Source organism: Kitasatospora sp. NPDC086009 (genome assembly GCF_044540385.1).
GTDB lineage: Bacteria > Actinomycetota > Actinomycetes > Streptomycetales > Streptomycetaceae > Kitasatospora.
This window is the reverse complement of record NZ_JBITSA010000022.1, coordinates 64,569-87,935: the sequence shown is the minus strand read 5'-3', so window position 1 is coordinate 87,935 and position 23,367 is coordinate 64,569. Positions and strand designations below refer to the sequence as shown.

At 73.7% G+C, this 23,367-nt stretch carries 18 protein-coding genes; 8 read left to right on the top strand and 10 right to left on the bottom strand.

Translation table 11 applies throughout. From position 1 onward, the window contains the following. Window positions 1-78: 78 nt before the first annotated feature. From ACIF6L_RS33925 to ACIF6L_RS33915, 3 genes are all read left to right on the top strand, one after another. Window positions 79-819, top strand: a complete 741-nt coding sequence (locus ACIF6L_RS33925) for a gamma-glutamyl-gamma-aminobutyrate hydrolase family protein (protein ID WP_329486888.1) — start codon at window positions 79-81, stop codon at window positions 817-819. Between the two features lie 282 nt (window positions 820-1,101). After that, entirely contained in the window at window positions 1,102-2,181 is a 1,080-nt protein-coding gene (locus ACIF6L_RS33920) for a cation diffusion facilitator family transporter (RefSeq protein ID WP_329486889.1), read from the top strand. Window positions 2,182-2,283: 102 nt separating this feature from the next. Continuing rightward, complete coding sequence (locus tag ACIF6L_RS33915) at window positions 2,284-3,186, top strand: 5'-3' exonuclease (RefSeq protein WP_329492052.1); 903 nt, start codon at window positions 2,284-2,286, stop codon at window positions 3,184-3,186. Window positions 3,187-3,254: 68 nt separating this feature from the next. On the opposite strand, the gene ACIF6L_RS33910 is transcribed toward ACIF6L_RS33915, so the two are convergent. Further along, complete coding sequence (locus ACIF6L_RS33910; protein ID WP_329486891.1) at window positions 3,255-6,110, bottom strand: DEAD/DEAH box helicase; 2,856 nt, start codon at window positions 6,108-6,110, stop codon at window positions 3,255-3,257. Between the two features lie 258 nt (window positions 6,111-6,368). On the opposite strand from ACIF6L_RS33910, the gene ACIF6L_RS33905 reads away from it, so the two are divergent. From ACIF6L_RS33905 to ACIF6L_RS33890, 4 genes are all read left to right on the top strand, one after another. Further along, window positions 6,369-6,743 (top strand): hypothetical protein, encoded by a 375-nt coding sequence (locus tag ACIF6L_RS33905; protein ID WP_329486893.1) that lies wholly within the window; start codon window positions 6,369-6,371, stop codon window positions 6,741-6,743. Window positions 6,744-6,771: 28 nt separating this feature from the next. Beyond that, on the top strand, window positions 6,772-7,104 hold the full coding sequence (locus ACIF6L_RS33900) for a metalloregulator ArsR/SmtB family transcription factor (RefSeq protein ID WP_329486894.1): 333 nt from the start codon (window positions 6,772-6,774) through the stop codon (window positions 7,102-7,104). A 114-nt stretch (window positions 7,105-7,218) separates the two neighbouring features. Then, on the top strand, window positions 7,219-9,285 hold the full coding sequence (locus tag ACIF6L_RS33895; protein WP_396489547.1) for a prolyl oligopeptidase family serine peptidase: 2,067 nt from the start codon (window positions 7,219-7,221) through the stop codon (window positions 9,283-9,285). Window positions 9,286-9,507: 222 nt separating this feature from the next. Then, window positions 9,508-11,880 carry an immune inhibitor A domain-containing protein gene (locus tag ACIF6L_RS33890; protein WP_359838698.1) on the top strand — a complete coding sequence of 791 codons (2,373 nt, stop codon included), beginning with the start codon at window positions 9,508-9,510 and terminating at the stop codon, window positions 11,878-11,880. Window positions 11,881-12,342: 462 nt separating this feature from the next. Here ACIF6L_RS33890 and ACIF6L_RS33885 read toward each other — a convergent pair whose 3' ends face one another. Genes ACIF6L_RS33885 through ACIF6L_RS33865 form a run of 5 tightly spaced genes read right to left on the bottom strand, consistent with a single transcriptional unit; the run spans window position 12,343 to window position 18,058 of the window. Continuing rightward, window positions 12,343-13,356: an oligopeptide/dipeptide ABC transporter ATP-binding protein gene (locus ACIF6L_RS33885; protein ID WP_329486897.1), complete on the bottom strand. Its 1,014-nt coding sequence runs from the start codon at window positions 13,354-13,356 to the stop codon at window positions 12,343-12,345. After that, window positions 13,353-14,351, bottom strand: coding sequence for an ABC transporter ATP-binding protein (locus ACIF6L_RS33880; protein WP_329486899.1), 999 nt, complete (start codon window positions 14,349-14,351; stop codon window positions 13,353-13,355). The genes ACIF6L_RS33885 and ACIF6L_RS33880 overlap by 4 nt, the downstream gene beginning before the upstream one ends. Next, complete coding sequence (locus ACIF6L_RS33875; RefSeq protein WP_329486900.1) at window positions 14,351-15,337, bottom strand: ABC transporter permease; 987 nt, start codon at window positions 15,335-15,337, stop codon at window positions 14,351-14,353. Before ACIF6L_RS33875 ends, ACIF6L_RS33880 begins: the two co-directional genes overlap by 1 nt. Beyond that, window positions 15,334-16,293: an ABC transporter permease gene (locus ACIF6L_RS33870; protein ID WP_396489544.1), complete on the bottom strand. Its 960-nt coding sequence runs from the start codon at window positions 16,291-16,293 to the stop codon at window positions 15,334-15,336. Before ACIF6L_RS33870 ends, ACIF6L_RS33875 begins: the two co-directional genes overlap by 4 nt. A gap of 13 nt (window positions 16,294-16,306) precedes the next feature. Beyond that, entirely contained in the window at window positions 16,307-18,058 is a 1,752-nt protein-coding gene (locus ACIF6L_RS33865) for an ABC transporter substrate-binding protein (RefSeq protein ID WP_396489543.1), read from the bottom strand. A 214-nt stretch (window positions 18,059-18,272) separates the two neighbouring features. Between ACIF6L_RS33865 and ACIF6L_RS33860 the strand changes: the two genes are divergently transcribed. Beyond that, complete coding sequence (locus ACIF6L_RS33860; RefSeq protein WP_396489542.1) at window positions 18,273-19,748, top strand: aminopeptidase P family protein; 1,476 nt, start codon at window positions 18,273-18,275, stop codon at window positions 19,746-19,748. Between the two features lie 30 nt (window positions 19,749-19,778). Here ACIF6L_RS33860 and ACIF6L_RS33855 read toward each other — a convergent pair whose 3' ends face one another. From ACIF6L_RS33855 to ACIF6L_RS33840, 4 genes are all read right to left on the bottom strand, one after another. Further along, on the bottom strand, window positions 19,779-20,120 hold the full coding sequence (locus ACIF6L_RS33855) for a helix-turn-helix domain-containing protein (protein ID WP_396489540.1): 342 nt from the start codon (window positions 20,118-20,120) through the stop codon (window positions 19,779-19,781). A gap of 139 nt (window positions 20,121-20,259) precedes the next feature. Continuing rightward, the gene (locus tag ACIF6L_RS33850) at window positions 20,260-21,288 is read right to left on the bottom strand and encodes a nitronate monooxygenase (protein WP_396489538.1); all 1,029 of its coding nucleotides are present in this window, start codon (window positions 21,286-21,288) and stop codon (window positions 20,260-20,262) included. A 61-nt stretch (window positions 21,289-21,349) separates the two neighbouring features. Further along, entirely contained in the window at window positions 21,350-21,997 is a 648-nt protein-coding gene (locus tag ACIF6L_RS33845; RefSeq protein ID WP_396489536.1) for a response regulator, read from the bottom strand. Further along, a complete protein-coding gene (locus ACIF6L_RS33840) occupies window positions 21,994-23,202 on the bottom strand; it encodes a sensor histidine kinase (protein ID WP_359807234.1) in 1,209 nt (402 codons plus the stop codon). The genes ACIF6L_RS33845 and ACIF6L_RS33840 overlap by 4 nt, the downstream gene beginning before the upstream one ends. Between the last annotated feature and the right edge of the window lie 165 nt (window positions 23,203-23,367).

Sequence of the window (23,367 nt, the reverse complement as noted above, 5' to 3'; positions counted from 1 at the left end):
GAAGAGGGCGGACGGGTGTGGCGCGCCGATACGCGTGGTTGACGGGGTATCAGGCGGGGCTGGAGGAGAATGCGCGCCATGGATCGCAGGCCTTTCATCGGCGTCAGCACCTACCAGGTGGACGTGAGTTGGAGCGACTGGCGGAACCGCCCGGTGGCACTGGTGCCCGAGCGGTACACCGCGTACGTGCGGGATTCGGGCGGGATCGCGCTCCTGCTGCCGCCGGACTCCCCGGAGCGCGCGCCGGAGGTGCTCGCCCGGCTGGACGCCCTGGTCATCACGGGCGGACCGGACATCGACCCGGCGTACTACGGGCAGCCGCCGCACCCGCTGACCGAGGCGGACTCGCCGGAGCGGGACCAGTGGGAGTCCGCGCTGCTGCGGGCGGCCCTGGCGGCGGGCATGCCGCTGCTGGGCATCTGCCGGGGCATGCAGGTGCTGAACGTGGTCTGCGGCGGCTCGCTCGTCCAGCACCTCCCGGACGTGGTGCACCCCGACGTGCACGCCGGGACGCCCGGCACGTACGGGGAGCACACGGTGCGGCCGGTGCCCGGGACGCTCCTCGGCGGACTGCTGCCGGAGAGCGAACTGACCGTGCCGACCTTCCACCACCAGGCGGTGGACCGGCTCGGCGCGGGGCTGCGGGTGAGCGCGCACGCGCCGGACGGCACCGTGGAGGCGGTGGAGGGACCGGGGTTCACCCTCGGGGTGCAGTGGCACCCCGAGCAGGGGGACGACCTGCGGGTGATGCAGGCCCTGGTCCGGGCGGCGACGGCGGCCCGGACGGTCCCGCTGGAGCCGGTCGGCGCGCTCGGTTAGACCCACCCGGCCCGCCGGGCGGTCACGGCCACCGGTCCGGCGGGCCCCGCGGTCACCGCGTCGGCCGCCACGGCGGTCGGGGCGGGACCGAGCCGTCCGACCTGCCCGATTCCCGTCTTCCCTGCTCAGCGGTGGCGCGGCGGCACCGGGCGGGGGTCGCGCCGCGGCAATGACAACGGTCTCCAGTGCAGTCTTTGGATCTTCCTTCGATCTGCGGTTCACTTCGACTGCGGGGCGTTCGCCTCCCTGCCTCCACCCCCGCGCGTCCAGGAGAGGACTTCGATGGCCGGGCACGACCACTCCCACGATGATCATGCGCATGACCACCGGCACGGCGACGGGCCCGCGCGGAGCGGGCACGGCGGGCACGGTCACGGCGCGCACGGTCACGGCGGGCACTCGCACGGCGTGGCCGCCGACGCCGACCGCCGCTGGCTGGTGAGCGCCCTCGCGCTGATCGTGGTGTTCATGGCCGGCGAGGTGGTGGTCGGCTTCGCCGCCGGGTCGCTGGCGCTGATCTCCGACGCGGCGCACATGCTCACCGACGCCGCCTCGATCGTGCTGGCCCTGGTGGCGATGCGACTGTCCGCCCGCCCGGCCCGCGGCGGCTACACCTACGGGCTCAAGCGCGCCGAGATCCTCTCCGCCCAGGCGAACGGCGTCACCCTGCTGGTCCTCTCGGCCTGGCTGGGCTACGAGGCCGTCACCCGGCTGATCGACCCGCCGGACGTGACCGGCTCGCTGGTGCTGGTCACCGCGCTGATCGGGATCGTGGTCAACCTGGCCGCCGCCTGGTGCATGTCCAAGGCCAACCGCAGCTCGCTCAACGTCGAGGGTGCCTTCCAGCACGTGGTCACCGACCTCTACGCGTTCATCGCCACCGCCGTCGCCGGCGCGGTGATGCTGACCACCGGGTTCGCCCGGGCGGACGCGATCGCCTCGCTGATCGTGGTGGCGCTGATGCTGAAGGCCGGCATCGGCCTGGTCCGCGCCTCCGGGCGGATCTTCCTGGAGGCCGCCCCGGCCGGCGTCGACCCGGACGCGGTGGCGGACCGGCTGGTCGCCCAGCCGCTGGTGGAGGAGATCCACGACCTGCACATCTGGGAGATCACCTCCGGCCAGCCGGCCCTGTCGGCGCACATCCTGGTCACCCCGGGCGGTGACTGCCACGCCGTCCGCCGGGAGCTGCAGCGCCGGCTGGCGGGCGAGTACGGGATCACCCACAGCACCCTCCAGGTCGACCACGTCGGCGAGGACGAGGCGGGCGCGCTGCTGCAGATCACCACCCCCGCCGGCGACCTCCCCGAGCACTGCGCCGACTCGCACGGCCCGGTCCACCGCGCCGGACCGCACGAGCACTGATCCCGGGGCGCCGAAGCCGGGACAGCGGACCCCGGGAGCGCCGGAACCGGCGGGCTGTCGGCCGGGTACGGCATGATCTGAGACGTGACCGCACCGCGACTGATGCTGCTCGACTCCGCCAGCCTGTACTTCCGGGCCTACTACGGCGTGCCGGACTCCCTGCGCTCCCCGCAGGGCGAACCGGTCAACGCCGTCCGGGGCCTGCTGGACTTCATCGCCCGACTGGTCCAGGACCACCGGCCCGACCAGCTGGTCGCCTGCATGGACGCCGACTGGCGCCCCCAGTGGCGGGTCGACCTCGTGCCCTCCTACAAGACGCACCGGGTCGCCGAGGCGGCCGTGGACGGCGAGGAGGAGGTGCCGGACACCCTCGCCCCGCAGGTACCGGTGATCGAGCAGGTGCTGGACGCGCTCGGCATCGCCCGGGTCGGCTCCCCCGGCTACGAGGCGGACGACGTGATCGGCACCCTCACCGCCCGGGCCGAGGGCCCGGTGCAGATCGTCACCGGGGACCGCGACCTCTTCCAGCTGGTCGACGACGCCCGCGGGATCACGGTGCTCTACCCGGTCAAGGGGATGGGGAACCTCCAGGTCACCGACGACGCGCTGCTGCTGGAGAAGTACGGCGTGCGCGGTGCCCGGTACGCCGACATGGCCGCCCTGCGCGGCGACCCCAGCGACGGCCTGCCCGGCGTCAAGGGGATCGGCGAGAAGACGGCCGCCCAGCTGATCAACGAGTACGGCGACCTCCCGGCGATCCGGGCCGCCGCCCTCGACATCCGCTCGAAGCTCACCCCGGCCCGCCGGCGCAACATCGTCGAGGGCGCGGCCTACCTGGACGTCGCCCCGACCGTGGTCCGGGTCGCCGCCGACGCGCCGCTGCCGCCCTTCGACCCGGCCCTCCCGCGCGAGCCGCTGGACCCGATGACCCTGGAGGAGCTCTCCGCCCGCTGGGGCCTCGGCACCTCCCTGGAGCGCGTCCTGGCCGTCCTCGCGGCGCGCTGACACCCCGGCAGCACAGCACGAAGGGGGCCCGTCGTCGATGACCACGGGCCCCCTTCGGCGTGCGACGGTCAGCCCACCGAGGAGTAGGCGATGATGCCGCGGCGGAGGCCGTCGACGGCCTTGCGGGCCGTCCGGCGGAGCTCGGCGTCCTCGCCGGCGGCGTCCTGGATCTGGCCGAGCACGTCGATCAGCTGCTTGGTCCAGCGGACGAAGTCACCGGCCGGCATGTCGGCGTCGCGCAGCACCGAGTCCAGGTTGTGGCCGAGGGCCCAGCGGTACGCGGCCCAGGCGAAGCCGACGTCCGGCTCGCGCTGCCCGACGCCCTCGGCGGTGTTGATCCGGTGCTGCTCCTCCAGGGCGTCCAGGTGGCCCCAGATCCGGATCATCTGGCCGAGTGCCTCCTTGGTGCCGCCCTCGGGCACCCGGGGGGCGGCGGCGTCGTCGGACTGCCGGGACTCGTAGACCAGCGCCGAGGCGCAGGCCGCCAGCTCGGCGGCGGCCAGACCGCTCCAGACGCCCTCGCGGATGCACTCGGAGGCGAGCAGGTCCAGCTCGCCGTAGAGCCGGCCGAGCCGCTTGCCGTCGTCGGTGACGGTGTCGCCCCGGAGGTAGCCGAGGTCGGTGAGCAGGCCGCAGACCCGGTCGAAGGTGCGGGCGATGGTGTGGGTGCGGGAGCGCATCCGGCGCTCCAGCTGCTCGGTGTCGCGGTGCAGCCGGTGGTAGCGCTCGGCCCAGCGCGCGTGGTCCTCGCGCTCGTCGCAGCCGTGGCACGGGTGCTGGCGCAGGGCGGCGCGCAGCCGGCTGATCTCCGCGTCGTCGGCGGCGGCCGCGCGGCCCTTGCGGAACCGCTCGGGCTCCAGGTGGCCGGCCTTGGTGCGCAGCGCGGAGGCGAGGTCGCGCCGGGACTGCGGGCTGCGCGGGTTGAAGGACTTGGGGATGCGCACCCGCTCCAGGGCGGCGACCGGGTGCGGGAAGTCGATCATGGCGAGCCGCTTGACCTGCCGCTCGGCGGTGAGCACCACCGGGCGCGGGCCGTCCTGGAAGTCGGGGTGGCGCGAGCCGACCCGGCCGTTGCGGCTGACCGGCGGCAGGCCCGGGTCGAGGACGAGCGCGAGACCGGCGAACTTGCCGGTGGGGACGTGGATGACGTCGCCCGGCTTGAGCTGCTCGATGGACTCGACGGCGGCCGCGCGGCGCTGGCTGCTGCCCTCGCGGGCCAGCTCGTTCTCGCGGTCCTTGAGCTGGTGGCGCAGGCCCATGTACTCGTCGAAGTCGCCCAGGTGGCAGGTCATGGACGCGCGGTAGCCGTCCAGGCCCTCCTCGTTGCGCTGGACCTGGCGGGCGATGCCGACCACCGAGCGGTCCGCCTGGAACTGCGCGAAGGACGTCTCCAGCAGCTCGCGGGAGCGGTGCCGGCCGAACTGCGAGACCAGGTTGACGGCCATGTTGTACGAGGGCCGGAAGGACGACTTCAGCGGGTAGGTGCGGGTGCCGGCCAGGCCGGCCAGCGCCTCCGGGTCGAGCCCGCGCTGCCAGAGCACCACGGCGTGGCCCTCGATGTCGATCCCGCGGCGGCCGGCCCGGCCGGTGAGCTGGGTGTACTCGCCGGGGGTGATGTCGGCGTGCGTCTCGCCGTTCCACTTGACCAGCTTCTCCATGACCACCGAGCGGGCGGGCATGTTGATGCCGAGGGCCAGTGTCTCGGTCGCGAAGACGGCCTTGACCAGACCCTTCACGAAGAGCTCCTCGACCACCTCCTTGAACCGCGGCAGCATCCCCGCGTGGTGGGCGGCGATGCCGCGCTCCAGCCCGTCGAGCCACTCGAAGTAGCCGAGGACGTGCAGGTCCTCGTCGGGGATGTCGGCGCAGCGCTCCTCGACGATGGCCCGCACCCGGCCCCGGTCCTCCTCCTTGTTGAGGCGCAGCCCGGAGCTGAGGCACTGCTGGACGGCGGCCTCGCAGCCGGCCCGGCTGAAGATGAAGGTGATCGCGGGGAGCAGGCCCTCGGCGTCGAGCCGGTCGATGACGTCGACCCGGCCCGGCGTCCAGACCTTGCCCGGGCGGCCGTTGGGCATCGAGCGGCCCCGGCCGCGGCCGAACCGGTCCCGCGGGTTGCGGTCCAACTCGGAGCGGGCGAGCCGGACCAGCTCGGGGTTGACGGCCTTGGCCGGGTTGCGCGGGGCGTCCTTGGGGCGGCCGTCGCGGTCCGGGTTGGCGAACAGGTCGTACATCCGGTTGCCGGCCATGACGTGCTGCCACAGCGGTACCGGGCGGTGTTCGGAGACGATCACCTTGGTGCCGCCGCGCACGGTGTCCAGCCAGTCGCCGAACTCCTCGGCGTTGGAGACGGTCGCGGAGAGCGAGGCCAGCACCACCGACTCGGGGAGGTGGATGATGACCTCCTCCCAGACGGCGCCGCGGAAGCGGTCGGCGAGGTAGTGCACCTCGTCCATCACCACGTAGCCGAGGCCGTTGAGCGAGGAGGAGCCGGCGTAGAGCATGTTGCGCAGCACTTCGGTGGTCATGACCACCACGGGGGCGTCCCCGTTGACGCTGTTGTCACCGGTCAGCAGGCCGACCTTGGCCGCGCCGTAGCGCTTGACCAGGTCCCCGTACTTCTGGTTCGAGAGCGCCTTGATGGGCGTGGTGTAGAAGCACTTGCGCCCGGACTGGAGGGCGAGGTGCACGGCGAACTCGCCGACGATCGTCTTGCCGGAGCCGGTGGGCGCGGCGACCAGGACGCCGTCGCCGCCCTCCAGCGCCCGGCAGGCCTCCAGCTGGAAGTCGTCCAGCGGGAAGTCGTAGAGCTGCTGGAAGCCGTACAGGGCGCTGGCCTGCTCCTTGGCCCGGCGGCGGAAGGCCGCGTACGCCTCGGCGGGGCTGAGCTCCCGGTCTTCGGGCTGCTCGGGCTCAGGGGTGTTCATCGCCGTCCGGGTGTGATTGGTGTGATCTCGCATCTCAGCGAGAGGTTACCCGGGAGGACTGACATCGATAGCACCGATTTTTCGCGCTACCGGATCGATTCTCTCTCACATCCATAGTTGCAAATGTCTTCAAGCAGCGACGAAGCGGCCAACTTCGAACGTCTCCGGTCATTCCCGGTGCCACGCCGTCCCCTCTCCCTACATTCGGTCCCACAGCCACCACGCAGGGGAGTCCCCCGCTCACAGGAGGAGAAGACGATGGCGAACCTGGAGACCTCGCTCAAGGAGGCCATGGCGATCGAGGGCGCGATCGGCGTGGCCCTGGTCGACTACGGCAGCGGCATGGCTCTCGGCACCCTCGGCGAGGGCGGCGAGCTGGACCTCAACGTCGCCGCCGCCGGCAACACCGACGTGGTCCGGGCCAAGATGCGGGCCATGGAGCTGCTCAACCTCCATGACAACGAGATCGAGGACATCCTGGTCAGCCTCACCAGCCAGTACCACCTGCTCCGGCCGCTCACCATGCCGAACGGCCGGGGGCTCTTCCTGTTCCTGGCGCTCAACCGCAGCCGCGCCAACCTGGCGATGGCCCGCCACCACCTCAAGCGGATCGAGGTCGGACTGGAGATCTGACCGGGCCGGGCACCAGGAAAGGAGCGCTGTGGCGGTCGCGCTGTACCAGGCCAAGGCCGAGTTCTTCCGGATGCTCGGCCACCCCGTCCGGATCCGGGTGCTGGAGTTACTGCAGGCCGGACCGACGCCCGTCCGCGACCTGCTGGCCGAGCTGGCGATCGAACCGTCCAGCCTCTCCCAGCAACTCGCCGTGCTGCGCCGGTCCGGCATCGTCACCGCCACCCGGGAGGGCAGCACGGTGGTGTACGCGCTGTCCGGGACCGAGGTCGCCGACCTGCTGCTCACCGCCCGGCGGATCCTCACCGGGCTGATCGCCGAGCAGAGCGTCCTGCTCGCCGAACTCCGCGCCGGCGCCGACTGACGCCCGGCCTGACGGCCCCTGGACGCCACGTCACCTCACATCGACGGGTGATGTGTGACATTTCACATGACGCCCTACTGGTCCGGGAAGGTACCTCCCGGCGACCATCGGGCCGTGACCCTCACCGATCCCTTCCTCGACCTCAGCGCCCGCACCGGCCGCTTCGGCCACGGCGCCCCGCGCGCCATCACCCTCAGCGAGGACGGCACCCGACTGCTGCTGCTCCGCTCGGCCGGCCCGCAGGACCGGGTCGACCGGCTCCACCTCCTCGACCTCGCCACCGGCGAGGAACGCCTGGTCGCCGACCCCGCCGTGCTCGCCCCGGGCCGCGGCGGCGACCGCGACGACCTGCCCGCCGTCGAGCGGCGGCTGCGCGAACGGACCAGGCTGACCGCCGCCGGCATCGGCACCTTCGCCGCCACCGCCGACCTCGCGGTCGCCGTGTTCACCCTGGACGGGCGGCTGTTCCGCGCCGACACCACCGCCGGCACCTGCGCCGAACTCCCGGTGACCGGACCGGCCTTCGACCCGCGCCCCGACCCGGCCGGCCACCGCGTCGCCTACGTCGCCGACGACGCCCTCCACGTCACCCCGGCGCCCGCGCCGCTGAGCCCCGCCGACGGCGCCCGCTGGGGCGTCGCCGAGTTCGCCGCCGCCGAGGAGCTGGGCCGCGCCCGGGGCCACTGGTGGCGCCCGGACGGCGGCGCGCTGCTGGCCACCCGGGTGGACGAGGCCGCCCTGCCCCGGCGCTACTTCGCCGACCCGGCCCACCCGGACGAGCGGCCCGAGGACTTCGCCTACCCGCAGGCCGGCGGGCCCAACGCGGACGTCCAGCTCTGGGTCCTCGACCTGGACGGCGCCCGGACCCGGCTGCGCTGGGACGCCGAGGCGTTCCCCTACCTCTGCGCGGCCGAGTGGGCCGGTACCGGGGAGGTCCTGCTCACCGTCGCCGACCGCCTCCAGCAGAACGTGCTGCTGCTCACCGCCGACCCGGCCACCGGCACCACCCGTGAACTCTCCCGCACCACCGACGAGTTCTGGGTGGACGACCTGCCCGGCACCCCCGCCCGGCTGGACGGCGGCCGGCAGCTCACCGCCCACGACACCCCCGCCGCCCGCGGCCTGGCCGTGGACGGCAAGCCGCTGGACACCACCGGCCTGCAGATCCGCCGGGTGGTCGGGCGGCTGCGCGGCAGGCTGCTCTGCGAGACCGGCCAGGGCGACCCCGCCGACCAGTACGTCCACCTGGTCGACCCGGACGGCGGCGCCCCCGAGCCGGTCAGCTCCGGCCCCGGCGTGCACTCCGCGCTGGCCGCCGCCGACACCCTGCTGCTCGTCTCGGCCGGCCCCGACGGGGTCCGCCGCCGGCTGACCGGCCCCTGGGGCGAGGCGGCGCCCACCGACCTGTCCGCCGCCCTGCCGTACCGGGTCGAACCGCGGCTCGCCCGGGTCACCGAACACGGCCTGCCCACCGCCGTGGTGTACCCGCGCGGCCATCTGCCCGGCCGGCGGCTGCCCGTCCTGCTCGACGTCTACGGCGGCCCGGGCTACCAGGCGGTGGCCAACGAACCGCGCCGCTGGCAGCTCCGCCAGTGGTGGGCCGACCAGGGCTTCGCGGTGGTCACCACCGACAACCGGGGCACCCCGTTCGTCTCCCCCGCCTTCACCCGGGCGATCTTCCGCCGCTTCTCCGCGGCCGCGCTGGAGGACCAGGTCGCCGCGCTGCACGCGCTCGCCGCGGACCACCCCGACCTCGACCTGGGCCGGGTGGGCGTGCGCGGCTGGTCCTACGGCGGGTACTTCGCCGCTCTCGCCGTGCTGCGCCGCCCGGACGTCTTCCACGCCGCCTGCGCGGGCGCGCCGCCCACCGACTTCCGCCGGTACGACACCGCGTACACCGAGCGCTACCTCGACCTGCCGCAGCACAACCCCGAGGGCTACGCGGCGGACTGCCTGATCGACGACGCGCCGTCGCTCACCCGGCCACTGCTGCTGATCCACGGCCTGGCCGACGACAACGTGCACCCCTCGCACACCCTGCTGCTCTCCCGGGCGCTCACCCGGGCGGGCCGCCCGCACAGCGTGCTGCCGCTGCCGGGCGTCACCCACATGACCCCGGACGGGGTGGGCGAGCAGGTCACGGCGGCCGAACTCGCCTTCCTGCGGGGCGCCCTGGGGTAGCGGCGGCGGCGGCACGCCGGGGCGTCGACGCCCCGGCGCCCGCCACCACAGGACCGCGACCGGCCGCTCCCACGGGGGCGGCCGGTCGCGCGTCCGGCCCGTCGCCCCGTCCCATCCCTTCCGTGTGACCCATGACATGTGAAATATTACCTGCGCTCCACCGACTGCTTCCCGACTCCACCGACTCCCCAGACCACCCACCGTCCGGAAAGGACCGGTCAGTTGCGCAGACTGTCCGCGGCACTCGCGGCCGCGCTCACCACGAGCGCGATAGCGGCCTCCCTCCTCGGCACCCCCGCCCAGGCCGCTCCCCCCTCCCCCGCCCTCACCGCGGCGGCCGCCGCCCAAGGCGCCGAGGAGGGTGGCGCCGAGGCCCCGCCCGGCCCGCTCGCCCCCCAGGAACGCGAGCGCCAGTCGCTTCGCACCAAGGCCCTGGAACAGGTCAACAAGGGCTCCGTGGCCAAGACTTCGCAGAAGCGGGCGCCCGCCAGGGTGAAGATCGGCAACGACTACGTCCAGCTCGCGCAGCAGCGCACGGACAAGGTCTTCGTGATCCTCGCCCAGTTCGGCGACCAGGTGGACAACACCACCGAGTACAACGGGCAGCCCCGCTACGGCGGCACGCCCGGCCCGCAGCACAACGCGATCCCCAAGCCGGGCAGGAGCGACAACCACACGCTCTGGTCCAAGGACTTCGACCGCGACTACTACCAGCAGCTGTTCTTCGACGACGCGCCCGGCGCGGTCTCGATGCGCAACTACTACCGCACCCAGTCCTCCGGCCGCTACGACGTCGAGGGCACGGTCAGCGACTGGGTCACCGTGCCGTACAACGAGGCCCGGTACGGCAGCAACAAGGGCCCCCAGGGGTCCGGCGCCTGGACGCAGGGGCAGGAGTTCGTCCGGGACGCGGTCAAGGCCTGGTACGACGGCGAGGTCCGCAAGGGCCGCTCCGCCGCGGACGTCAAGGCCGAGCTGGCCCAGTACGACGTCTACGACCGCTACGACCACGACAAGGACGGCGAGTTCAGCCAGCCGGACGGCTACCTGGACAACGTCATCGTGGTGCACGCGGGCGTCGACGAGACCTGGGGCGGCGGGGCGCAGGGCGCCGACGCCCTCTGGGCGCACCGCAGTTGGGCCTTCCCGGACCCGGCCGGCCAGACCGGCCCGGTGGGCAACCGGATCGGCGGCGCCCCGGTCGGCGACACCGGCCTGTACGTCTACGACTACGTGCAGGGCGGCGAGAACAGCGGCGTCGGCCTGTTCGCCCACGAGTTCGGCCACAACCTCGGCCTGCCCGACCTGTACAGCACCACCGGCGGCGACAACAGCGTCAACTTCTGGTCGCTGATGTCCTCCGGCTCGTACCTCGGCAAGGGCAAGAACACCACCGGCGGCTACCCCGGTGACCTCGACGCCTGGAGCAAGCTGCAGTTCGGCTGGCTCGACTACGACGAGGCGCAGGCCGCCACCCGCTCCAGCCACGCGCTCGGCGTCAGCGGCTACAACACCGACCAGGCCCAGGCGGTGCTGGTGCACCTGCCCGACGGCACCACCAGCACCGACCTGGCCGACCCGAACCAGGGCGCCAAGCACTGGTGGAGCGGGACGGGCGACAACCTGGACAACTCGCTGGCCCGGACGGTCGACCTGCGCCCGGTGAGCGGACCGGTCACGCTGACCGCCGCCACCTGGTACGACATCGAGCAGGACTACGACTTCCTCGCGGTCGAGGCCTCCACCGACGAGGGGAAGACCTGGAAGGCGCTCGGCGGCACCGTCGACGGCACGCCGATCGGCAACACCACCGCCAACACCCCCGGTCTGACCGGCACGTCCGGCGCCTACCGGCAGCTGTCCGTCCCGCTGGACGGCTACGCGGGGCAGCAGGTCCGGCTGCGCTTCCACGTCACCTCGGACAACAACACCCACGGCCGCGGCGTCCTGGTCGACACCGTCCGGGTCGCCGCCGGCGCCACCGAGCTCTTCGCCGACGGCGCCGAGAACGGGGCCGACGGCTGGACCGCGACCGGGTTCTCGGTGGTCACCGGCCGCACCGCGGTCACCTCGCACCCGCGCGCCTACCTGGTGGAGAACCGCCGGTACGCGGGTTACGGCGCCTTCCTGAAGACCGGCCCGTACAACTTCGGGTACACGGGCGTCGACGGCAAGAAGGACATCGTCGACACCTACCCGTACCAGGAGGGCGTACTGGTCTGGCTCTGGGACACCGGGTACGGCGACAACAACACCAAGGACCACCCCGGCGGCGGGCTGATCCTGCCGGTCGACGCCCACCCGGCGCCGATCCGGTTCGCCGACGGCACGCTGGTCAACGCCCGCGCGCAGACCTTCGACGCGACCTTCTCCCTGAAGCGGACCACCGGCTTCACCCTGCACAAGGCCGGCGTCCCGGTGCGGATCGGCGCCGAGCCGGCCGTCGCCGCCTTCAACGACCGCACCGGGGTCTACTCCGACCCCGCCACGCCGCAGCTCGGCGTGAAGGTGCCGGACACCAACACCAAGATCGAGGTCGTCAGGGAAGCCCAGGACGGCCGGATCACCACCGTCCGGGTGGGCCCGGCCTCCTGAGACCCGCCCCCCGCACGCACCGCACACCGGCCGTGGCCCCCGGATCCGTCCGGGGGCCACGGCCTCGCGTCGTCCGGGGCCGGGCGCGACCGCGGGGGCGGCCGGGCTCCGCGACCCGCCGGCCGCCCGGCCCGGTCCGCACCGACCACGCCGGCCACGCCGGGCACCGCGTCCGCACCGGGCACCGCGTCCGCACCGGGCACAGCGTCCGCCCCCGCCCCCACCGGCCGGCCCCCGACGCTCCCCGCCGGCCCGCGAGACCCCCGGCCCCCGACCGCAGAAGGCCCGTACCCACCAGCGGGTACGGGCCTTCGAGATGTTGGAACCCGGTCGGACGCGGCCCTCAAGAGGTTCCCCGCCGCGCCCGACCGGGGGTCGGGAGGAGGGCCCGCGGACGGGCCCCCGGGGTGCCGCCGGACGTCCCGGCCCACAGGCGGGCAGGGTGGTCCGGCGGCCGGGGCGTCAGGCCTCCGGGAAGTGGCAGGCCGCCTGCCGGGTGCCCGGTCCGGCGATCCGCAGCAGCGGACGCTCCGTCCGGCAGAGCTCCTGGGCCTTCGGGCACCGCGGGTGGAAGCTGCACCCGGACGGCGGGTTGGCCGGGCTCGGCGGGTCGCCGAGCAGCACGATCCGCTCGCGCGCCCGCTCGGCGGCCGGGTCCGGCAGCGGCACCGCGGAGAGCAGCGCCCGGGTGTAGGGGTGCGCGGCGTTGCCGTAGACCTCCGCCTTGTCGCCGATCTCGACGATCCGGCCGAGGTACATCACCGCGACCCGGTCGCAGACCCGCTTGACCACCGAGAGGTCGTGCGCGATGAAGACGTACGCCAGGCCGAGCTCGTCCTGGAGCCGCTCCATCAGATTGACCACCTGGGCCTGGATGGAGACGTCCAGCGCGGAGACCGGCTCGTCGGCGATGACCAGCCGGGGCGAGGTGGCCAGCGAGCGGGCGATGCCGATCCGCTGGGCCTGGCCGCCGGAGAACTCGTGCGGGTAGCGGTCCAGGTGTTCGGGGATCAGCCCGACCAGCTCCATCAGCTCGGCGGCCCGCTTGCGCGCCCCGGCCGCGCCGGCGCCCTGGACCAGCAGCGGCTCGGAGATGATCCGGGCCACCGTCTGGCGGGGGTTGAGCGAGGAGTACGGGTCCTGGAACACCATCTGGAGGTGCCGCCGGTGCGGGCGCAGCGCGGCCTGCGACAGGCCACCGATCTCGGTGCCGTCGAAGGTGACGGTGCCCGCGGTGGGGTCGAGCAGCCGGACGATCATCCGCCCGGTGGTCGACTTGCCGCAGCCCGACTCCCCGACCAGGCCGAGCGTCTCGCCCTGGGCGACGTCGAAGCTCACGCCGTCGACGGCCCGGATCGGGGCGCCGGCCCGGCCGGTGCGGCTGCGCCGGCCGGGGAAGGTCTTCACCAGGTCCCGGACGGACAGCAGCGGCTCGGCGGAGCGCGGCCGGTCGGCCGTCAGCGGTCGGTCGTTCATGAGCGGGCTCCCAGCGGCACCAGCGGCAGGTGGCAGGCGGCCTGGTGGCCGGGGGCGAGCGGGCCGAACGCGGGGCGCTCGGCCAGGCAGCGGGCGTGCTCCTCGGCGGTGGCGGCGCTGGTGCGGGCGCAGCGCGGGGCGAAGGTGCAGCCGGGGGCGGGGGCGATCAGCGACGGCGGGCTGCCGGGGATGGCCCGCAGCGGGGCGTCGTCGGTGTCGTCGAGGCGGGGCAGCGAGTCGAGCAGCCCGCGGGTGTACGGGTGCGCGGGGGCGCCGAACAGTCGGTCGACCGGGGCCTGTTCGGCGGCCCGGCCGCCGTACATCACCAGCACCTCGTGGGCGACCCGGGCGACCACGCCGAGGTCGTGGGTGATCATGACGACGCCGAGGCCGCGGTCCTGTTGGATGCGGGCGATCAGGTCGAGGATCTGGGCCTGGACGGTGACGTCCAGGGCGGTGGTGGGCTCGTCGGCGATCAGCAGGTCGGGTTCGCAGGCGAGCGCCATGGCGATCATCACGCGCTGGCGCATGCCGCCGGAGAACTGGTGCGGGTACTCGTCGACCCGGCGGGCCGGCTCGGGGATGCCGACCTCGCCCAGCATCTCCACGGCCCGGGCGCGGCCGGCCCTGCGGTCCGCCCTGAAGTGCACCCGGTAGTGCTCGGCGATCTGCTCGCCGACGGTGTAGAAGGGGTGCAGGCTGGACAGCGGGTCCTGGAAGATCATGGCGATCCGCCGCCCCCGGACGGTGCCCAGCTGCCGCTCCCCCAGCCCGTTCAGCTCCTGTCCGGCCAGCCGGATCGAGCCGGTGACGGCGGCGCCGCGGTGCAGGCCCATCACGGCCAGCGAGGTGACGGACTTGCCGCTGCCGGACTCCCCGACCAGGCCGAGGGTCTGCCCGGACGCGACGGTGAAGGAGATGCCGTCGACGGCCCGGACGGTGCCGCGCGGGGTGTCGAAGGAGACGGCGAGATCCTCGACCTCCAACAGTGCCATCAGTACCTCACTCTCGGGTCGACGTAGGCGTAGAGCAGGTCGACCAGCAGGTTCGCCGCGACGATGAAGAAGGCCGCGAGCAGGGTGACGCCGAGGATGACGGGCTGGTCGGAGCGGATCAGCCCGTCGTAGAAGAGCCGGCCGACCCCGGGCAGACCGAAGATCGACTCCGTGATGACGGCGCCCGCGAGCAGTCCACCGAGGTCCATCCCGAAGATGGTGAGGATGGGCGTCATCCCGGAGCGCAGCCCGTGCTTGACCGTCACGGTGAGCGCGGGCAGGCCCTTGGCGCGGGCGGTGCGGATGTACGGCTCGGCCATCGTCTCGATCATCGAGTTGCGGCTCTGCCGGGCGTACATGGCCGCGTAGAGCAGGGCCAGCGCGATCCAGGGGAGCAGCAGGTTGGAGGCCCAGCCGAACGGGTCCTCGGTGAGCGCGTGGTAGGACGGGTAGGGCAGCAGGCCGGCGGTCCGCACGACGCCCCAGATCAGCATGATCGAGGTGAAGTAGACCGGCAGCGAGGCGGTTCCGACCGACAGCACCATCAGGGTGCGATCGGTGAGGCCGCCCTTGCGCAGGGCCGAGGTGATGCCGGCGCCGAGGCCGAGGACCAGCCAGAGCGCCGCCGCGCCGAAGGCGAGCGAGACGGAGACCGGCAGGCGGTCGGTGAGCAGGTCCCAGACCGGCAGCCCGTACTCGTAGGAGTAGCCCAGGCAGGGGAAGCCGCAGTGCACGGCGCTGGGGCCGCTGCCGTAGTCGCGGCCGGCGAAGATGCCGCCCAGGTAGCTGCCGAACTGGTCCCAGACCGGCGCGTCCAGGCCCATCGCCGCCTTGACGGCGGCGAGCCGCTCGGGGCTGCAGGTCTTGCCGCAGGCGGCCGCGGCCGGGTCGTTGGGCAGCAGGTAGAAGATGGTGAAGGTGATGGCGCAGATGGCGAGCATGATGCCCGCGACGCCGATCAGCCGGCGGCCGAGGTAGATGATCACGACCGGCCTCCCCGGGGGTCGAGGATGTCGCGCAGCGCGTCACCGAGCAGGGTGAAGGCGAGCACCGCGATGAAGAGGAAGACCGTCGGGATGAGGAAGTAGGTCGGATCGGTCTCGTAGTGGAGGATGCTCTCGGCGATCATCTGGCCCCAGGACGCGGTGGGCGGGCGGACGCCGACGCCGAGGTAGCTGAGGGCGGCCTCGGTGGCGATCATGCCGGGGATCAGCAGCGTGGTGTAGGCGATGATCGGGCCGGAGACGTTCGGCAGGATCTCCCGGGTGAGGATGCGCCAGGAGCGCGCGCCGCCGACCTTGGCCGCCTCGACGTACTCGCGGTGCTTGAGCGAGAGGGTCTGGCCGCGGACCACCCGGGCGATGCCGGGCCAGCCGAACAGGCCGATCACCAGGGTCATCAGCAGGATCCGGTTGACGTCCTTGGCCACCGACATCATGGCGATCATGAAGATCAGCGAGGGGAAGGACATCGTGAGGTCCATCAGCCGGGAGAGCGCCGCGTCGACGCGGCCGCCGAAGTAGCCGGCCACGATCCCGGCCAGGGTGCCGGCGATCACGACCAGCGCGGTGGCGGTGAACGCGATCAGCAGGGAGACCTGGCCGCCGTGCAGCACGCGGGCGAACAGGTCGCGGCCCGAGCCGGGTTCGACGCCGAGCCAGTGCCGGGTGCCGATCCCGCCGAAGGCGCCGATCGGCGTGCCGCCCATGTAGGGGTCGATGGCGCGCTTGTCGAACTCCTCGGGGGTCCAGCCGCCGAGCGAGCTCAACGGGCCGGCCAGGGCCGCCGCCAGGACCAGCACGGCGACGGTGATCAGGCCGAACCGGGCCGAGCTCTGGGCCCACAGCCGCTCCCCGACGAGCCGCCAGGGCCCGCGCCCGGCGGCCTTCGCGGGGCCCGCCGCCGTGTCCTCCACGGCGGCGGGGTCAGTGGTAGTACTCATCGCTGACGTTCCCTCAGCCCTGGCTCTTCGCAGGGTCCTTGAGGCCGACCACAGCCATGTCGATCATGCCGGCGTAGCCGGAGTTGCCGAACGCGCCGGCCACGTTGGTGCCGACCAGCAGCGGGCGGCGCTGCCACATCAGCGGCACGGCGGGGGCCTTCTTCACCAGGTCCTCGTCCAGCTGCTTCCAGGCGGCGTTGGCCTCGGCCAGGTCGGTCATGGCCGCGATCTGGTCCATCCGGTCCATCGTGGCCTGGTCCCGGAACTGGCTGTAGTTGCCCTGGTTGCCCTTCTCCTTGATGGTGCGGCCGTCGAAGAGGAAGGGCAGGAAGGTCGCGGCGGACGGGTAGTCCGGGCACCAGCCGTTGATGGTCAGCTCGGGGGCGTTCCTGGTGTCGCCGACGGTGTCGGAGAAGGCCGACGCGTCCACGGTGTTGACGGCGACCTGGACGCCGGCCTTGGCCAGCGACTGCTGGAGCGCCTCGCCGCGGCTCTTGTCACCGATGGACACGAGGAGCGAGACCTTGAGGTCGGTCTTGCCCGCCGCCTTGAGCAGGTCCTTGGCCTTCTCCGGGTCACCGGCGGCCGGGATCTTCAGCGGATCGGCCTTGGCCCCGGCGGTCAGCGAGGGCGGCAGGAAGGAGGTCGCGACGTCCGCCATCGCCGGGCCGCCGAAGGCGGTGACCTGGGCCTCGCGGTCGACCGCGTACATCATCGCCTCGCGCACCTTCGGGTCGTCGAAGGGCGCCTTGGCGGTGTTCAGGTACAGCATGTCGGTGCAGCCGGTCTGCTCGGCCACCATGCGGGCCTTGACGTCCGCCTTGGGCAGCACCTTCGAGACGGACTCGTGCTGCATCCACGGCATCTCGATGGTGGAGGCGTCGGCGCCGTCACTCGCGATGACCCGGTCGTCGGCCTGACCGCCCTTGAGGCCCTGGGTGACCACGATCTTGTCCGGGTACGCCTTGCGGACCGTGTCGGAGGCCTGGTCCCAGTTGGTGTTGCGGACCAGCACGAGCTGCTTCCCGCGGTCGTAGGAGGCGATCTTGTACGGGCCGGAGGAGAACGGCCGCGCGTCGTACAGGGTGCCCTTCTCCTGCGACTGCGGCACGGGCGAGAAGGTCGGCAAGGTGGCGGTGTACGAGAACTCGGCGACCGGGCGCTTCAGGTGGAAGACGATGGTCTTGTCGTCCGGCGTCTCGATGCTGGGCAGGTGCTCCCCGTTCAGCGGGCCCTTGTAGTTCTCGCCGCCGGCCAGGTACTGGATGGCGTAGTCGGGGCCACCGGTGAGGTCCGGGGCGAAGGACCGCTCGACGTTGTACTTGACGTCGGCGGACTTGATCGGGCTGCCGTCCTCGTACTTGAGGCCGTCACGCAGGGTGAAGGTCCAGGTCTTGCCCCCGTCGGAGGACTTGCCGAGGTCGGTGGCGAGGTCCGGGACGATCTCGCTGCCGGCGCTGCCCGGCTCGGACTTGAACGTGACCAGCGTGCGGTAGATCAGCCGGGTGCCGAAGTCCATGTGCGGCAGCACCCAGTTGCGGGCCGGGTCGAGGTGCGCGAAGTCCTGGTTGGTCAGCACGGTGAGCGTGCCGCCCTTGACCGGGGAGCCGCCGACGATGGAGCCGGCCGCCGCGCCCGGGCCCTTGGTTCCGGCGGCCGTGGTGTCACCGGCGGTGTCGCTCTTGTCGTTCTTGCAGGCCCCGAGGCCGAGGGTGAGTGTCGCCGCGAGGGCCGCCGCGAGGGCGGCGTGGGTGCGCCTGTTCATGTGCAACTCCGCAGTGGGGGGCCGCCGTTGATGGCCCGTCGTCCGACCCCGGAGGTGATCCGGGGATCGACCGGGAGGGCGCCTCGACAGGTCTGGCCGCTCCGCGGTGTGACCCGTAACATAGTAATGTGAAATTGCACTGCACAAGAGATGACGCGTCCCGTTATCGAGCTGTGTCCGTGCCACCCCGCCGCCCCGTAGAGGAGACCCCCCGGTGACCCTCCGTCAGACCGGTCTCAACACCAGCAGCCACGACCTGCCGACCTCCCCCGCCCTGGAGGCCTACATGGCCACCGCCTGGGCCCCCACCCCGCTCACCGACGACCGGCGCGTCCCCGGGTACGCCGCCATGCCCGGCCGCCGCGCCCGGCTCTCCGCCGCCTTTCCCGGCGAACGCCTGATCGTCCCGGCCGGCGAGCTCAAGGTGCGCAGCAACGACGACGACTACCGGTTCCGCCCGCACAGCGCCTACGCCTGGCTCACCGGCCTCACCGGCGAGGACCAGCCCGGCCACATCCTCGTCCTGGAGCCCGCCGGCCCCGAGGGCCACGAGCCCGTCCTCTACCTGCGCCCCCGCTCACCGCGCGGCGGCGACTCCGCCCGCGGCGGCGAGTTCTACCGCGACCGCCGCTACGGCGAGTTCTGGGTCGGCCGCCGCCCCGACCTCGCCGAGGCCACCCGCCTCACCGGCCTGCGCACCGAGCACCTCGACGACCTCGACAAGCTGCTCACCGGACCGCAGCCCGCCACCCGCGTGCTGGCCGGCGTCGACACCGCCCTGGACGCCGCCACCGACCGGCCCGGCTCACCCGCCCGGCGCGCGGACGACGCCGCCCTCGCCTCGGTGCTGTCCGAGCTGCGCCTGGTCAAGGACGCCTGGGAGGTCGAACAGCTCCAGCTCTCCGTCGACCACACCGTGCTCGGCTTCCAGGACGTCGTCCGCGCCCTCCCCGCCGCCCTGCGCCACCCGCGCGGCGAGCGCTGGATCGAGGGGATCTTCAACCTGCGCGCCCGCGCCGAGGGCAACGGCACCGGCTACGACACCATCGCCGCCTCGGGCGCCCACGCCTGCGTCCTGCACTGGATCCGCAACGACGGCGCGCTCGACCCGAACGCCCTGCTGCTGCTCGACGCCGGCGTCGAGACCGACACCCTGTACACCGCCGACATCACCCGCACCCTTCCGCTGAGCGGCACCTTCAGCCCCGCCCAGCGCCAGGCCTACAACCTGGTACTGGCCGCCCAGGACGCCGGCATCGCCGCGCTGCGCCCCGGCGCGCGGTTCCGCGACTTCCACCTCGCCGCGATGCGGGTCTTCGCCGAGGGCCTCGCCGACTGGGGCGTACTGCGGATCCCCGCCGAGCAGGCCCTCGCCGAGGACAGCGGCCTCTACCGCCGCTACACCCTCTGCAGCAGCGGCCACATGCTCGGCCTGGACGTGCACGACTGCGCCAAAGCCCGCGCCGACACCTACCTCGACGGAGTCCTGGAGGAGGGCCACGTCCTCACCGTGGAGCCCGGCCTCTACCTCCAGCCCGACGACGAGACCCTCCCGCTGGAACTGCGCGGGCTCGGCATCCGCCTGGAGGACGACCTCGTCATCACCGCCGACGGCGCCCGGCTGATGTCCGACGCACTCCCCCGCACCGCCACCGCCGTCGAAGCCTGGATGGCCGAACTGCTCGCCTGACCACCACCGCGCCACGGGCAGGGGGCCGGCTCAGGCCGCCTTGATCGTCCGGTCCCCCTGCCGCACGGTGACCTCCACCTCGCCGCGGATCGCCGCCGCGTAGGCCCGCAGGTTGTCCAGGCTGTCCACCTGCCCGTGCTCGATCCGCGACACCCGCGCCTGGCTCACCCCGAGCAGCCCCGCCACCTCCTTCTGCGTCAGCCCCACCTTCCGCCGCAGCTCCGCCAGAAGCTCCGCCAGCTCGTGACCACGGATCCGCGCCGACGACTCCTGCCGCATCCGCGCCCGCTCCGCATCCGCCTCCGGCGTCGCCGGCGCGGGGAACCGCTCCAGGACCTCTGCCCTCACCTCGGTCCAGCTACGACCCTTCATGCGCGCTCCCTCACCGGCCCATTCCCCCACACCGGCCCGGCCGTAGCGCGGCTCCGCCGTCCCGCCACCTCGCGGGGGATGACACCGCCGATCCCTCGCACCCCCGGTGTGCGCCCGGTGGGGCGAGTGGCCGTCCGCCTCAGCTCCGGGCCGCCCGCCACAGCTCGCCGACGATCTCCGCGGCCGGGCCGCCGCGGGCCGCGCGGTGGCCGGTGCCGGCCCACAGGTGCATCGCCGCGGTGTCCGCCCGGGCGGCAGCCGCCGCCCGCAGCGGCTGGGTGAGGTGGTGCACCTCCGGGTAGGCGGCCGGGGCGTACGGCTCGTACCGGTCGATGAACGCGTTGCGCAGCCCGCGCGCCGGGCGGCCGGTGAACGCGCGCGTCACCACCGTCTCCGGGAGTTCGGTCAGCGCGGCCCGGTGCGCCGCGTTCGCCCCGGACTCGTCCGCGCGCAGCAGCGCCGTCCCCACCTGGACGGCCACCGCCCCGGCCCGCAGCGCGGCCGCGACCGCCGGGCCGTCGGCGAGCCCGCCCGCCCCGATCAGTGGCAGCGCCGTCACCGCGCCCACGGCGGGCAGCAGTCGGAGCAGCGGGACGTCCCCCGGCCGGTCCGCCACGCCGTGCGTGGCCCGGTGGCCGCCCGCCTCCGGACCCTGCACGCAGAGGGCGTCCACCCCGACCGCCTCGGCGCGCCGCGCCTCCTGCGGCGTGGTCACGGTGGCGACCTGGTGGATCCCGGCCGCCCGCAGCGCCCGCGCCTCCTCGGGCGAGGGCAGCCCGAAGGTGTACGACACCACGGGGACGGCCGGCGCCCCGGCCAGCAGTGCGGCGATCTTGGCGTCCCAGTCGTCGCGGTCCGGCGCGATCTCCTCCGGCAGGCGGACATCCAGGCGCCGCGCCTCCGGCAGCAGCCGCGCGCGGTAGGCGGCGACGGCCCGCGGATCGCCGGGCGCGGCGGGCACGAAGAGGTTCACGCCGAACGGCCGGTCGGTCAACTCGCGGACCCGGTCGATCTGTTCGACCATCGCGGTGGCGCTCCGGTACCCGGCGGCGAGGAACCCCAGCCCCCCGGCCGCGTTCACCGCGGCGACCAGCTCCGGGGTGGTCGCCCCGCCCGCCATGGGCGCGGCGATGACGGGCAAGGCGAGTTCGTCGAGGCGGACGGCCATTCCGGGTTCCTCCACTGCGCGTGACGGCTTCGGGCTCCGCCCAACCCTACGCCCGCGGCCCTCAGGCCCCCCGGCGGATCAGCCCCCGCGCCCGTGCCTCGCGGACCGCCGCCGTCCGCGAGTCCACCCCCAACTTGGCGTAGACGTGCACCAGGTGGGACTTCACCGTGGCCTGGCTCAGATGCAGCCGCCGGCTGATCCCCTGGTTGGTCAGCCCGTCCGCGACCAGTCCCAGCACCTCCGTCTCCCGCGCGCTCAGCGCCGCCGACGGCGTCCGCATCCGCTCCAGGAGCCGGTCCGCCACCGCCGCCGCCAGCGCCGTCCGCCCCTGCGCGGCCGAGCGGACGGCCCGGGCCAGCTCCTCCGGCGGCGCGTCCTTCAGCAGGTACCCGGTGGCCCCGGCCTCCAGCGCGGGCAGGGTGTCCGCGTCGCTGTCGTAGGTGGTGACGATCAGCACCCGGGGCGCCGCCGCCCGGGCCGTGATCGCGGCGGTGGCCTGGGCGCCGTTCATCGCCGAGCCCGGCCCGAACTGCAGGTCCATCAGCACGACGTCCACCTCGACCTCCGCCGCCAGCTGCACGGCCCGTTCGGCGGTGGCGGCCTCGGCGACGACGACGAAGTCCCGCTCGCTCTCCAGGACGGCCCGCAGCCCGGCCCGGACCACCGGGTGGTCGTCGGCGAGCAGCAGGCGGATCACGGCGTCGGTCACGGGGAGTCCTCGGTGGCGGGGGCGACGGGCAGCAGTACGGCGAGCGCCGTCCCCTCTCCCGGGGCGGACTCCACGGCGAAGGTACCGCCCAGCGCCCGCGCCCTGGCCCGCATGGACGGCAGGCCGAAGCCGCCGTCCCCGCCGGCGTCGGCGGCTGCCCGCGCCGGGTCGAAACCCGCCCCGTCGTCGAACACGTCCAGCGCGACCTCGCCCTCCATGTAGCTGAGCGTCACCTCGGCGTGCGAGGCCTTCGCGTGCCGCACCGTGTTGCCCAGGGCGGACTGCGCGATCCGCAGCAGCGCGACCTCGTGCGGCACCGGCAGCCGCACCGGGTCGCCCGAGACGTGCAGCCGGACGGGCAGGCCGGCGTGCGCGGTCGTGGTGGCGCAGAGCCGTTCGAGGGCGCCGGCCAGCGAGCCGCTCTCCAGATCGGGCGGGGTCAGCGCGCGGACGAAGCGGCGGGCCTCGGCGAGGTTGTCCTGGGCCGCCCGACGGGCCTGTTCGACGTAGTCGGCGGCGGCCTCGGTCCGGTCGGGCAGGGCCCGCTGGGCGGCCCGCAGCAGCAGCTGGATGCTGGACAGGCTCTGGGCGAGGGTGTCGTGGATCTCCCGGGCCAACCGTTCGCGCTCGGCCAGCACACCGGCGGTGTGGTGGGCGGCGTCGAGGCCGGCCCGGGCGGCGGTGAGCTCGTCGATCAGCCGGCGGCGCTCCTCGCTCTCCCGGTAGAGCGCCTGGTAGCCGAAGACGGTGACGACGGCGACGGCCGCACCGAGCGTGGGCCCGATCGCCGCGGCGAAGCCGACGGTGTGCTGGTGCCAGGACCACGCGACGACCGCGGTGACGGCGGTGACGGCGACGGCCACCAGTCCGCCCCGGCGGCCGAGCAGGTGCAGCTCCAGGAAGTACAGCGGGAAGGCGAGCCAGACGCCGTCCTGGGTGGTGGTCAGCACTCCCACCCAGGTCACACCGAGCACGGCCAGCCAGAGGACGGTGGACCACCGCGACCGCCGGACGGCCCCGACCAGCGGCCCGGCCGCGTACACCGCGGCCATCGCGGTACCGGCGGCGACGACGGCCGCCGGCTCGGCGCCGCGGCCGACCACGGCACGGGCCACGGCGAGTGCGAGCAGGCCCGCCACCAGCAGGTGCAGGCAGACCTGGAGCACGCGGGCGACGGGGGTGGTTCGAGGTCGTTCGGTCGCCATCCGTCCAGCCTAGGGTCCGTGCCGCCCGGACGGATCAATCAAAAGGTTGAACTCCGCCTCTCCCCTTCGATGCCGAGGTTCCAATCCCGCGCGCGATGCCCCACGGCCCCCTTCCGCGGGACGGTGGTGAGCGTCGCCGCCGCTGCGCAAGCCGCGGCGGACCCG

Excerpts from the sequence above, each read along its gene's own strand:
- ACIF6L_RS33925 (WP_329486888.1), top strand. The coding sequence starts at position 79 with ATGGATCGCAGGCCTTTCATCGGCGTCAGCACCTACCAGGTGGACGTG.
- ACIF6L_RS33920 (WP_329486889.1), top strand. The coding sequence starts at position 1,102 with ATGGCCGGGCACGACCACTCCCACGATGATCATGCGCATGACCACCGG.
- ACIF6L_RS33915 (WP_329492052.1), top strand. The coding sequence starts at position 2,284 with ATGCTGCTCGACTCCGCCAGCCTGTACTTCCGGGCCTACTACGGCGTG.
- ACIF6L_RS33910 (WP_329486891.1), bottom strand. The coding sequence starts at position 6,110 with ATGAACACCCCTGAGCCCGAGCAGCCCGAAGACCGGGAGCTCAGCCCC.
- ACIF6L_RS33905 (WP_329486893.1), top strand. The coding sequence starts at position 6,369 with ATGGCGAACCTGGAGACCTCGCTCAAGGAGGCCATGGCGATCGAGGGC.
- ACIF6L_RS33885 (WP_329486897.1), bottom strand. The coding sequence starts at position 13,356 with ATGAACGACCGACCGCTGACGGCCGACCGGCCGCGCTCCGCCGAGCCG.
- ACIF6L_RS33880 (WP_329486899.1), bottom strand. The coding sequence starts at position 14,351 with ATGGCACTGTTGGAGGTCGAGGATCTCGCCGTCTCCTTCGACACCCCG.
- ACIF6L_RS33870 (WP_396489544.1), bottom strand. The coding sequence starts at position 16,293 with ATGAGTACTACCACTGACCCCGCCGCCGTGGAGGACACGGCGGCGGGC.
- ACIF6L_RS33865 (WP_396489543.1), bottom strand. The coding sequence starts at position 18,058 with ATGAACAGGCGCACCCACGCCGCCCTCGCGGCGGCCCTCGCGGCGACA.
- ACIF6L_RS33855 (WP_396489540.1), bottom strand. The coding sequence starts at position 20,120 with ATGAAGGGTCGTAGCTGGACCGAGGTGAGGGCAGAGGTCCTGGAGCGG.
- ACIF6L_RS33850 (WP_396489538.1), bottom strand. The coding sequence starts at position 21,288 with ATGGCCGTCCGCCTCGACGAACTCGCCTTGCCCGTCATCGCCGCGCCC.
- ACIF6L_RS33840 (WP_359807234.1), bottom strand. The coding sequence starts at position 23,202 with ATGGCGACCGAACGACCTCGAACCACCCCCGTCGCCCGCGTGCTCCAG.